This is a genomic window from Streptomyces sp. NPDC054847, from assembly GCF_053610925.1.
This window is the reverse complement of record NZ_JBSGZJ010000219.1, coordinates 1-11,537: the sequence shown is the minus strand read 5'-3', so window position 1 is coordinate 11,537 and position 11,537 is coordinate 1. Positions and strand designations below refer to the sequence as shown.

The 11,537-nt window shown below is 73.9% G+C and carries 9 protein-coding genes; 7 read left to right on the top strand and 2 right to left on the bottom strand.

Annotation, left to right across the window (positions count from 1 at the left end; all coding sequences use genetic code 11):
* Positions 1-259: 259 nt before the first annotated feature.
* Positions 260-673, top strand: coding sequence for a cobalamin B12-binding domain-containing protein (locus ACWGH4_RS21225; protein WP_005313282.1), 414 nt, complete (start codon positions 260-262; stop codon positions 671-673).
* Between the two features lie 271 nt (positions 674-944).
* On the opposite strand, the gene ACWGH4_RS21220 is transcribed toward ACWGH4_RS21225, so the two are convergent.
* Together ACWGH4_RS21220 and ACWGH4_RS21215 are read right to left on the bottom strand one after the other, a co-directional pair.
* Positions 945-2,567 (bottom strand): DUF5691 domain-containing protein, encoded by a 1,623-nt coding sequence (locus ACWGH4_RS21220; RefSeq protein ID WP_453463103.1) that lies wholly within the window; start codon positions 2,565-2,567, stop codon positions 945-947.
* 15 nt (positions 2,568-2,582) lie between these two features.
* On the bottom strand, positions 2,583-3,959 hold the full coding sequence (locus ACWGH4_RS21215; RefSeq protein ID WP_453463100.1) for an SWIM zinc finger family protein: 1,377 nt from the start codon (positions 3,957-3,959) through the stop codon (positions 2,583-2,585).
* A 134-nt stretch (positions 3,960-4,093) separates the two neighbouring features.
* Here ACWGH4_RS21215 and ACWGH4_RS21210 point away from each other — a divergent pair, with 134 nt between their 5' ends.
* The 6 genes from ACWGH4_RS21210 to ACWGH4_RS21185 all read left to right on the top strand — a co-directional run bounded on the left by ACWGH4_RS21210 (position 4,094) and on the right by ACWGH4_RS21185 (position 11,453).
* A complete protein-coding gene (locus ACWGH4_RS21210; protein WP_453463097.1) occupies positions 4,094-4,516 on the top strand; it encodes an MmpS family transport accessory protein in 423 nt (140 codons plus the stop codon).
* Between the two features lie 121 nt (positions 4,517-4,637).
* A complete protein-coding gene (locus tag ACWGH4_RS21205) occupies positions 4,638-5,750 on the top strand; it encodes an ATP-binding protein (protein ID WP_159688380.1) in 1,113 nt (370 codons plus the stop codon).
* On the top strand, positions 5,747-8,080 hold the full coding sequence (locus tag ACWGH4_RS21200) for a DUF5682 family protein (RefSeq protein WP_453463093.1): 2,334 nt from the start codon (positions 5,747-5,749) through the stop codon (positions 8,078-8,080). The genes ACWGH4_RS21205 and ACWGH4_RS21200 overlap by 4 nt, the downstream gene beginning before the upstream one ends.
* Positions 8,077-9,252, top strand: a complete 1,176-nt coding sequence (locus tag ACWGH4_RS21195) for a VWA domain-containing protein (RefSeq protein WP_453463090.1) — start codon at positions 8,077-8,079, stop codon at positions 9,250-9,252. The genes ACWGH4_RS21200 and ACWGH4_RS21195 overlap by 4 nt, the downstream gene beginning before the upstream one ends.
* Positions 9,253-9,365: 113 nt before the next feature.
* Complete coding sequence (locus tag ACWGH4_RS21190; protein WP_453463087.1) at positions 9,366-10,361, top strand: hypothetical protein; 996 nt, start codon at positions 9,366-9,368, stop codon at positions 10,359-10,361.
* A gap of 111 nt (positions 10,362-10,472) precedes the next feature.
* Positions 10,473-11,453, top strand: a complete 981-nt coding sequence (locus tag ACWGH4_RS21185; protein WP_453463085.1) for a hypothetical protein — start codon at positions 10,473-10,475, stop codon at positions 11,451-11,453.
* Positions 11,454-11,537 lie beyond the last annotated feature (84 nt).

Here is an 11,537-nt window from a genome sequence, read left to right as displayed (position 1 = left end):
CCACCGTGCCGTGCGGCTGTCGGCACGGTGGTGCGACGACCCGTTGTGGACCTGCGGCGGCTCCCCGTGCGACCGTGCCCGCGGGGCCGCGCGTGGGTGGCGCGCTGCCTGAAGCCGGTACGAACGCTCGGCGAAAAATGTCCTACGTGTGATTTCCCCCTCCCCGCGCACCGCGAAACGGCCGGTTGCGGGATGCTGGAGATAACGTTCGTTCACTCTTCGCGCGCCCTCACGGGCCGCGGGGACCCAGGAGGCAGTGATGGGTGTGACTGGTCCGATCCGCGTGGTGGTGGCCAAGCCGGGTCTCGACGGCCACGACCGCGGGGCCAAAGTGATCGCGCGGGCGCTGCGCGACGCCGGTATGGAGGTCATCTACACCGGGCTCCACCAGACACCGGAGCAGATCGTCGACACGGCTATCCAGGAGGACGCCGACGCGATCGGTCTGTCGATCCTCTCCGGAGCGCACAACACGCTCTTCGCCAAGGTCATCGAGCTTCTCAAGGAGCGCGAGGCGGAAGACATCAAGGTCTTCGGCGGTGGGATCATCCCGGAGGCGGACATCGCACCGCTGAAGGAGCAGGGCGTCGCGGAGATCTTCACGCCCGGCGCGACGACGGCGTCGATCGTGGACTGGGTCAACGCGAACGTCCGGGCGACCGCGGAGGCGTAGCCGGCGGCGCGCGGTCGGGTTTGCGCGCTGCGCCGCCGGGCCACTGAGCGGCGTGACGTGGTCGGCGCGGCCGGGCGCGGGGGTGCGCCCTTGCCGGGTCGCGCCGGTACGCCCGCGCCGCGCACCCACGCCTGCACCCCGGACCCGCACCGCGCCGCCACCGCGCCCGCACCGCCCGAGCCCGCGCCGGCCCCGCGTTCCGGCGGGGGCCGGACACCCGGGCCGGCCGGACGCCTGCCGCACAGGCCGGCGGGCCGGGGGGCCCGGGCGGTCAGGCTCCGGCGAGTTCCTCGTGCATCGCCGCCCGCAGGCGCAGCGTCGAGACCAGGCGCTGGAACGCTTCCGACCAGTAGCCGCCCGCGCCCGGTGACGCGTCCTCCTTTTCGTCCGGTACGGCCGTGAGAACCTCCAGCCGGTCCGCCTCTTCCGGCGACAGGCAGCGTTCCGCCAGGCCCATCACACCGCTGAAGCTCCACGGGTAGCTGCCCGCGTCACGCGCGATGTCGAGCGCGTCGACGACCGCCCGGCCGAGCGGTGCGGCCCATGGCACCGTGCACACACCGAGCAGCTGGAACGCTTCCGACAGGCCGTGCGCCGCTATGAACTCGGCCACCCATGCGGCCCGTTCGTCGTCGGACAGGGCGGCGAGGAGCTTCGACCGCTCGGCCGGCGAGGTCGTCCCCGGACCGGTCGACGGCGGTGCGGCGGGCGTGCCGAGCAGGGCGCGCGACCAGTCGGCGTCGTGCTGCCGTACCGCTGCCCGGCACCAGGCCGCGTGCAGTTCGTCCGCCCAGCCGTCGGACACCGGCAGTGCGACGATCTCGCGCACCGACCGCCCGCCCAGCCGGTCCTGCCAGACGGAGAGAGGGGCGGCCTCGACCAGCTGGCCGAGCCACCAGGACCGTTCGCCGCGGCCTGACGGCGGGGCCGGAACGATGCCGTCACGCTGCATGTCCGCGTCGCATTCATGGGGCGCCTCCACGACGATCATCGCTTCGTCGCCGCCGCTGCGGTCCATGGAGACGCACGACGCGGCACGCGCCGCCATGCGGCCGGCGAGCGCGGAATGCGGCAGGGCGGAGAGGAGTTCGGCGGCCGTGGAGCGGACGTTGCGGCTGCGGTCGGACAACGCCTGTTCCAGGAACGGCTCGTCCGCGTCGGACAGTCCCGACCGCAGGGAGTCGAGGAACATGAGCCGGTCCTCCGCCCGCTCGGTGGCCCATGTCGAGGCGAGCAACTCCAGTGCGGAGCCGGCGTCGTGGACGCGCAGACCCGCGAGCAGCGCGACGCGTTCGGCGAACAGGCCTTCCTCCCACAGCTTCCGCACGGCCTCCCCGTCGTCCATGTCCGGCAGCGTGGAGCCCGCGGAACCGCCTCGCAGCGCGAACTTCCACTCCGGGTTCAGCCGGGCGAGCCACAGTCCGCGCGGCCCGGCGAGCGTCAGCGCATGGGGGCGCAGGTCCGTGCGGGCACGGGCCGCGTCGAGCAGCGCGGGCAGCACGGACGCCGGTGCCTGGTAGCCGTGCTCGTTGGCGGCGGCGAGCCATTGGGGGAGCAGCTCGGTGAGGTCCGGGGTGGTGCCGCGCCTGCCCCCTGAGCCCGAGGAACCGGAACGGTCGGCCAGCAGCTGGACGAGCCGTCGCCGCGCGGCCGGTGGCAGGGCACGGCGCCCGTCGTGCGGCGCCGGCTCCGGCAACGTGCCGCCGCCCGCCGGCGGCGCGGGACTCAGCCCTGCGCGGCGCCGCACGGTGTGCAGGGCGGCCGCGTCGAGCAGGGCGACGGGCGCGTCCTTGCCGGCGGGTGTCGTACCGGTCGGCGGTGTCCGGCGGTCGGTGCCGAGCAGGGCCGAGGTGACGAGCTCTTCCCACGGTGACGCACTGGCGGTGGTGGTCATGAGGTCTCCCTACGTTCAGATCAGCGGGACCGTCTCGGACATGTCCTCCGGCCAGGCCGCCAGGGGCATGAAGCCGCGGTGGCCGAACTCGCCGAACACGGTGACCGGCCGGCCGCCGGCGAGGGCCACGAGCTTCCACAGGCCCGGGCGGGTGAGCGCCGCGGCGGCGACGGGCAGCGCCGCGCCGCCGTCGGCGTCGACGAGCTGCCATCCCGTCCCGTCGGGCACGGGGATGACGCCGGTGAGCGTGACCGGCCAGGAATCCAGCCACGGGTCGTCGCGCAGGGCCTGCCCGTACGCGTCGGCCGCCGAGGCGCACGGCCCGCCCGGCGGTGGTGCGTCGATGGCGACGGGTGGGCCGAACTGCGTGCCCAGTTCCGCCCTCGGCCGGCCGGCGCCGTGCGGAGTGACCTCGGCGTCGATCATCAGCCCTACCGGCAGGGCGAGTTGCGGAGGTCTGCCCGCCGCGCCGAAGGACAGCAGCAGCGCCGTGCGCCCCGACTCCCGCCCGTGCAGCCAGACGCGCCGGGTGGTGAGCTTGCCGTCGGCCGAGTCGTACTGGGCGAGGACCAGCCACTGGTCCCGGACCGCGGGGCCTTCCGCGGCCGACGGCAGGCCGACCCTGCCACGGACGGTGGCGGCCAGCGCCTCGGGCAGCCGCTCGCGACCCAGCCAGGCGGAGTCCAGCAGATGGATCAGGGAGCATTCCTCCAGCAGCCGCACCGGCCAGCCGGGCCCGGAGCCCGGGATCGCGCCGAGCTCCCTGACACGCGCTGCGAGGCCCGGGGCCTGGGCGTCGACCATGCGTGCGGCGGTCTCCTCCCAGAGCCCGTATCCGGACCGCTCCGTGGCCGCGAGACCGCCGCGCAGCAGGTCGGCGAGTCGCTGTTCCAGTTCCGTGGCGCCCGCGGTGATCCGCTCCGCCCTGCGTTCCGCCCGCCGTCTGGCCGCCTCCCGGTCGGCGCTCTTCGCGCCGGATCCGGTGTCCGGCTGTTCCTTGGCCGCCGTGCGGTTCCTGCGTCCCGACAGCCATTCGTCCGCCCACTCCGGCACCTCGGAGTGCGCGACGGTCTGCTCGTCGCACGCCCAGAGCAGCAGCAGCCCCAAAGCGTGCTTGCACGGGAACTTCCGGCTCGGGCAACTGCACTTGTACGCCGGGCCGGTGGTGTCCACGACCGTCTGGTACGGCTTGCTGCCGCTGCCCTTGCACAGGCCCCACACGGCACCGGACGGGTCGCAGCCCGCGCCCGACCAGGGACCGGCCGCACCGAGCTTGCTTCCCGCCTTGCGTGATGCGTCGTCAGGAGCCAGCGACAGCACCTGCTCCGCGGCCCAGCGTGCCACCCCTTGATCCATGGAGGCAGGGGCCGTTCCCCCGTTTGAAAGCAGCATGGGAACGACGCTACGGGGGACCACTGACAATCGCTCTGACCTGCGAATCCGCCCCTGCCGCAGGGGTGTTGGCCCGCGCCGGCTTTGCTAGTTTTGACGCAGTGTCGAATTCGGAAGATCCGGGGGGATCCAGCATGAAGCGCTCTATCCGTACGGCGGTCCGCGCCGTCACAGCCACCGGCATCGCGGCCGGTCTGGCCTTCGGTCTCACCGCCTGCTCCGAGGCGGTCGACCAGGTGGACAAGGCGGTCGACGAGAAGTACGAGGTGACGTACGAGGTCACCGGCAAGAACGTCGACTCGATCCAGTACCACGGCGGTGGCGGCGAGGCGATGAACCCGAAGATCGAGACGGTGGACAAGCCCACCCTGCCGTGGACGAAGACGGTCACGCTGCGCGGCATCATGCCCGCCGCGGTGATGCCGGTCGCCGCCGACCTCACCGGCACCGAGGTCACGTGCAGGATCACGCACAAGGGCAAGGTGCTGAAGGAGGAGACGGGCGAGGGCCTCGCCACCGCGGGAGGCTGCATCGCGGAGTCCCCGGTCGGCGGCTGACTCCCTTTGTCCACACCGGCTTTCGGCCTCTGACCTGCGGTCATGCCGAGGCCGGGCCGATTGTCAGTGGCATGGTGCACGGTGGGTCCCACATCGGGTCGAACGATCTGGAGGGGGATCCATGACCGTGTCAGAAACCGTTGCCAAGGCGGGGAACGAAGCCCTGCGGCCGCACGCGGAGGACGCTTTCGCCGACGAGCTGAAGGCGCTGGCCGCGGCCGACGACCGGCCGCGGCCGGTGAACTGGCGTCTGTCGCCCTGGGCCGTCGCCACCTACCTGCTCGGCGGCACGCTTCCCGACGGCACGGTGATCACACCGAAGTACGTGGGACCCCGCCGGATCGTCGAGGTGGCCGTCACCACGCTCGCGACCGACCGCGCTCTGCTGCTCCTCGGCGTGCCGGGCACCGCGAAGACCTGGGTGTCGGAGCATCTCGCCGCGGCCGTCAGCGGCGACTCCACCCTTCTTGTCCAGGGCACCGCCGGCACGCCGGAGGAAGCCATCCGCTACGGCTGGAACTACGCCCAGCTGCTGGCACACGGCCCCAGCCGGGACGCGCTGGTCCCCAGCCCCGTCATGCGCGCCATGTCCGAGGGCATGACCGCCCGCGTCGAGGAGCTCACCCGCATCCCGGCCGATGTGCAGGACACGCTGATCACGATTCTTTCGGAGAAGACGCTGCCCGTCCCGGAGCTGGGCCAGGAGGTGCAGGCCGTCCGCGGCTTCAACCTCATCGCCACCGCCAACGACCGCGACCGCGGGGTCAACGACCTGTCCAGCGCTCTGCGCCGGCGCTTCAACACCGTCGTCCTGCCGCTGCCCCTGACGCCGGAGGCGGAGGTCGACATCGTGTCGCGGCGCGTCGACCAGATCGGCCGTTCGCTCGACCTGCCGGCCGCTCCCGAGGGGCTGGAGGAGATCCGCCGGGTGGTCACGGTCTTCCGTGAGCTGCGCGACGGGGTGTCCACCGACGGCCGCACGAAGATCAAATCCCCGTCCGGGACGCTGTCTACGGCCGAGGCGATCTCCGTGGTCACCGGCGGTCTCGCCCTGGCGGCGCACTTCGGTGACGGCGTACTGCGGCCGGGGGACGTGGCGGCGGGCATCCTCGGCGCGGTCGTGCGGGACCCGGCGGCCGACCGGGTCGTCTGGCAGGAGTATCTGGAGACGGTGGTGCGCGAGCGGGACGGCTGGAAGGACTTCTACCGCGCCTGCCGCGAGGTGAGCGCATGACCCCGCTCCTGCTCGGGGTCCGCCACCACGGGCCGGGCTCGGCCCGGGCGGTGCGGGCCGCGCTGGAGGCGGCCGCCCCCGCGGCCGTGCTGATCGAAGGGCCGCCGGAGGGCGACGCACTGCTCCCGCTGGCCGCCGACCAGCAGATGCGTCCGCCCGTCGCCCTGCTCGCGCACGCCGCGGACGATCCGGGCAGGGCGGCGTTCTGGCCGCTGGCCGAGTTCTCACCCGAGTGGGTGGCCATCCGGTGGGCGCTGGCCAACGGGGCTGCGGTGCGCTTCATCGACCTGCCCGCGGCGCATTCGCTCGCGATGACCGGGGAAGCCGGGACAGGTCCCGAGGACGTCTCGCAGGACACGCCGGACGTGCGGGTCGACCCGATCGCCGTCCTCGCCGGAGCCGCCGGGTACGACGACCCGGAGCGCTGGTGGGAGGACGTCGTCGAGCTCAGGGGTGCCCGTCCGGCACCGGAGCGCGGCTCGGCGGACGGCGCCGCCGGCGGGACCGACCCGTTCGCGCCGTTCGCCGCCCTGGCGGAGGCGATGGCGGCCCTGCGGGAGACGTACGGCCACGGCGGTCACGACCGTGACCTCGTCCGTGAGGCATTCATGAGGCTCCAGCTCCGCGCCGCGAAGAAGGAGTTCGGGGACAGCGGCGTCGCCGTCGTGTGCGGCGCCTGGCACGTGCCGGCGCTCATGACCGCGACGACGGTCGCCGCGGACAAGGCTCTCCTCAAGGGGCTGCCCAAGGTCAGGACGGACATGACGTGGGTGCCCTGGACCCACCGCCGACTGGCGCGCCGCTCCGGCTACGGTGCGGGCATCGACTCGCCCGGCTGGTACGGCCACCTCTTCGGCGCTCCCGACCGGCCCGTGGAGCGGTGGATGACGAAGGTGGCCCGGCTGTTCCGGGACGAGGACAGGGCGGTGTCGTCCGCCCATGTCATCGAGGCCGTGCGGCTCGCCGAGACGCTGGCCGTGATGCGGGGCCGCCCGCTCGCCGGACTGACCGAGACCGTCGACGCCGTCCGGGCCGTGATGTGCGACGGCTCCGACGTGCCGCTCGACCTCGTCAGGGACCGGCTCATCGTGGGGGACGTCCTCGGCGAGGTGCCCGACACGGCGCCCGCCGTACCGCTTCAGCGCGACCTGACGCGGCAGCAGCGCAGTCTGCGGCTCAAGCCGGAGGCACTCGAGCGCGAACTGGACCTGGATCTGCGCAAGGACACCGACGCCGCCAAGAGCCGGCTGCTGCACCGGCTGCGGCTGCTCGCGGTCGGCTGGGGCGAGCCGGCCACAGGCCGGGGAAGCACGGGGACGTTCCGGGAGAGCTGGCGGCTGCGCTGGGAGCCCGAGCTGTCCGTGAAGGTCGCCGAGGCCGGCGTCTGGGGCACCACGGTGCTCTCCGCCGCCACGGCCAAGGCCGAGGCGCAGGCCGTCGCCGCGACGGCACTCGCCGAGGTGACCGCGCTCGCCGAGCAGTGCCTCCTGGCCGAACTGCCCGACGCGCTCCCCGTGGTGATGAAGGCCCTGGCCGACCGGGCCGCCCTCGACGCCGACGTGAGCCATCTCGCGCAGGCGCTGCCCGCGCTGGCCCGTTCCCTGCGGTACGGCGACGTGCGCGCCACGGACACGGCGGCCCTCGGCGAGGTCGCCGCCGGACTCGCCGAGCGGATCTGCGTCGGCCTGCCGCCCGCCTGCACCGGGCTCGACGCCGACGGTGCGGAGGAGATGCGGGGCCATCTCGACGGTGTGCACGCGGCCGTCGGCCTGCTGCCGGACGCCGAAGGCATCGGAGAGCGCTGGCGGTCCGTGCTGCGCAAGCTGTCCGGCCGGGACGCCGTCCCCGGGGTCGTACGCGGCCGGGCGGCCCGACTGCTGCTGGACGAGGGGCACCTCGCAGAGGAGGAGGCCGCACGCCTGATGGCACTCGCGCTCTCCCCGGGCACGGAGCCGGCCGCGGCGGCCGCCTGGATCGAGGGCTTCGTCGGCGGCGCGTCCGGCGGAGGGCTGCTGCTCGTCCACGACGAACGCCTGCTGGGGCTGGTCGACTCGTGGCTGACCGGCGTGTCCGCGGAAGCGTTCACCGATGTGCTGCCGCTGCTGCGCCGCACCTTCTCGGCCTACGAACCGGGCGTCCGCCGCACGCTGGGCGAACTCGTCCGGCGCGGGCAGGGGACGGCGGCCGCACAGGCACGGACGGACGCCGGGATCCCCGGCTTCGGACCCGGCCTCGACACCGCCCGCGCGGAAGCGGTGCTTCCCGTGCTGGGGCTCCTCCTCGGCATCGACGACAACGAGCTGAACGACCTGGCGGGAGTGGCCGGATGACTGCGAGCGTGAACGACGAGCGGCTGCGGCGCTGGCGGCTGGTGCTCGGCGGAGAGCCGGGTGCCGACGGCACGGGCCGCACCCTCACGGGCACCGACGCGGCGATGGACGGCGCGCTCACCTCTCTCTACGGCAGGTCCGCCGGAAGTGCCAATGGAGGCCGCGGACAGAGCCGTTCGGCGGGCCTGGGCTCGTCCGCACCGTCCGTCGCCCGCTGGCTGGGCGACATCCGTACGTACTTCCCGAGCTCCGTCGTGCAGGTCATGCAGCGTGACGCGATAGACCGGCTCGGACTGTCGGCGCTGTTGCTGGAGCCCGAGATGCTGGAGGCGGTCGAGGCCGACGTACACCTCGTCGGCACCCTGCTCTCGCTCAACAAGGCGATGCCCGAGACGACGAAGGAAACGGCCAGGGCGGTCGTGCGCAAGGTCGTCGAGGAACTGGAGAAGAAGCTCGCCACCCGCACCCGGTCCACCCTGACCGGTGCGCTCGACCGCTCGGCGCGGATCAACCGGCCGCGCCACCGGGACATCGACTGGGACCGCACCATCCGGGCGAACCTCAAGAACTATCTGCCCGAGTTCAACACGGTGGTCCCCGAGCGGCTCATCGGCTACGGCCGGGCGTCCCAGGCGGTGAAGAAGGAGGTCGTGCTCTGCATCGACCAGTCGGGCTCGATGGCCGCGTCCGTGGTCTACGCGTCGGTCTTCGGCGCGGTGCTGGCCTCGATGCGCTCCATCGCCACCCGGCTCGTCGTCTTCGACACCGCCGTCGTCGATCTGACCGACCAGCTCGACGACCCCGTGGACGTCCTCTTCGGCACGCAGCTCGGCGGCGGCACGGACATCAACAGGGCGCTGGCGTACTGCCAGTCGCAGATCACCCGCCCCGCCGACACCGTCGTCGTCCTGATCAGCGACCTCTACGAGGGCGGCATCCGCGACGAGATGCTGAAGCGGGTCGCGGCGATGAAGGCGTCCGGAGTGCAGTTCGTCACTCTGCTGGCGCTCTCCGACGAGGGTGCCCCGGCCTACGACCGCGAGCACGCCGCGGCCCTCGGAGCCCTCGGGGCACCGGCGTTCGCCTGCACGCCAGACCTTTTCCCGGACGTCATGGCGGCGGCCATCGAGAAACGCCCCCTGCCCATACCGGACATGGCGGCCCATCAGTAACAGGACGTGACATGGTGACCCATCGGTAACACGGGACTTGCGTTGCCCGGGGAGCTTCGTGCGAGCATCGTCGCGATCCCGGCTGACGCCGACCGAGAGAGAGCCCCTCCACCGTGACTGCCGCAGCGCTCCGTACCGCTGCCGTCCCGCGCGCGCTGCGCCGGGCGGTGGCCGGTTCGCGGACGCTGCGCCTTCTGCTGCTTCTCGGTGGAGTTCTGACGCTGGGCCTGATCTTCTGCGGCCCGGCCCAGGCGGCCGAGCCTCCGGCCGGTGACGTCACCGCCGAGGTCCAGGCAGGAGCCCGGACCGGGAGCGGAGCCGACACCGCCGCCGTGCCCGGCCCGGCCGCTGCGGGAAACGCCGTTACCGCGCCGACCCCTTCGGGCGCGTCGGCGGGGACGGCCGGATCACCCGGCTCCGCCGGACCGTCCACCTCCGCCGGGACCGCGGCCGCGGCGGAGCGCGCCGAGCAGCGGGCAGCACGGGAACTGCGGCGCGTGGCCGACGGTTCCCTGAGCGCCGTCGGGTCCACGGGAGCCGGGCAGGCCGTGGAAACGGTCCGCGAGGCTGCCCGTCCGGTCACCGACGGCGTGCGCCGGCTCGCCGGTCCGCTGTTCGCTCTCGTCACCGGCCCTCTGCCCGACGGCCGGCTGCCGGAACCCGGCAGCGCGCTGCCGGGCGGCGGTGACGTCGTGCTCCCTGACGACCTTTCGCCGCGGCAGTACGTGCCGGGCGGCGGGGCGTTCACCGTCGCGCCCGCCGGTATCGCCCCGGCGGCAGGCGACACGACCCCTTCCGTCGCAGGTCCCACCGGTGCCGCCGGCGCACCGGGCCGTGACTGCGGCGGCGCGTCCGGCGGTCATCCCGGCGCGGCGTGGGCCGAGTCCGCGCAGTCTCCCGCGCCCGCGCCGGCCCCTGTGGACCCGTGCAAGGACCGGCCGGGCGCCGTGCACCACTCCGGTGAGACGCACACGCCCCGTGCGGGCGACCAGCCGGCGGCCACCTCGGCCGGCGGCTCCCCTGACGCGTTCGCCCGCGGTCACGGCTGCCCGGCGGCAGAGCCGCCGACCCGCGACAGGCCGCGCGACGTCCTCGAATTCCCCGGCTAGGGCAGGCCTTCCCCCGCCTCCTGACCTGCCACGCGGGGGTGGGCAGGTCTGCCCGCCACTCCGGAGCTTGTTCTCCGGACCGCCGAACGAAATTCGAAGGAATCACCGAGCATGCACAAGAACATCCGCCGCTCCATCGCGGTCGCGGCCACCGCCACCGGCATGTGGGCCCTCGGGACCGCCGTGGCCAGCGCCGACGAGGCGCCCGCCTCCGCGCCGTTGTCCACCCCGGACCAGGCCGTCGACGCCACCCTCGACGTGGTGACCGACGTGGACCCGGGCGCCGACGCGCTGCTGCCCGAGGCCGACGTCCAGGACGTGGCGACCGGTGCCGCGGACCAGGCCCGTGAGTACGTCGAGGGCGAGCTCCCCTCCTACGAGGCGCCGTCCGTTCCCGACGTCCGCCTGCCGTCCCCCGAGGCCCCGTCGGTGGACGTCCCGGCCGCCCCGGCCGTCGACGCCGACATCGACTACCTCTTCGGTCCCCTGTCCGCGTTCGCGCACGAGCTGGAGCAGGCCCCGGCCGGTGCCGAGGCCCGTGCACAGGGCGCGGTCGACGCGTCCGGCCCCATCGTCGACGAGACGTCCGCGGCCGTGCTGCCGCCCGTCGTCGCGACCGCCGTGGCCGGCGCGCAGCCGGTCGCCGCTCAGGCCGCCGGTGACGCGGGCGTCCTCGCCCAGGGCGTCGTCTCCGACGTGCAGCCGTTCGCCGGCGGCGTCGCCGGCCAGGTGCAGCCGTTCGCGACGGGCGTCGTGAGCGAGGTGCAGCCCTTCGCCGGCGGCGTCGCGGGCGAGGTGCAGCCGTTCGCGGCCGGTGTGGTCGCTGAGGTCCAGCCGCTGGTCGACACCGTGGCCGGCCACGTCCAGCCGCTCGCGCAGGGCGTCGGCCACAGCGCCGGCGACCTGGCCTACGGCCTGACCGGTCAGGTGGACCCGTTCGCGGCGGGCCTGGTGTCCGAGGTCCAGCCGTTCGCGCAGGGTATTGCGACGAACGTCACGGGCGACGCGGCGCCGCTCGCCGGCAACGCGGTCGGCGGGGTGCAGGACGTCGTCTCCGACGTGACCCCGAGCTACGTCCCGTACGGCATCTGAGCAGTCACGCGCCGAGGCGCCCGTCAGGTGGCTGACCAGGCAACCAGCGGCAGGGGCGGGACGTCACCGGGGCCCCCGGTGATG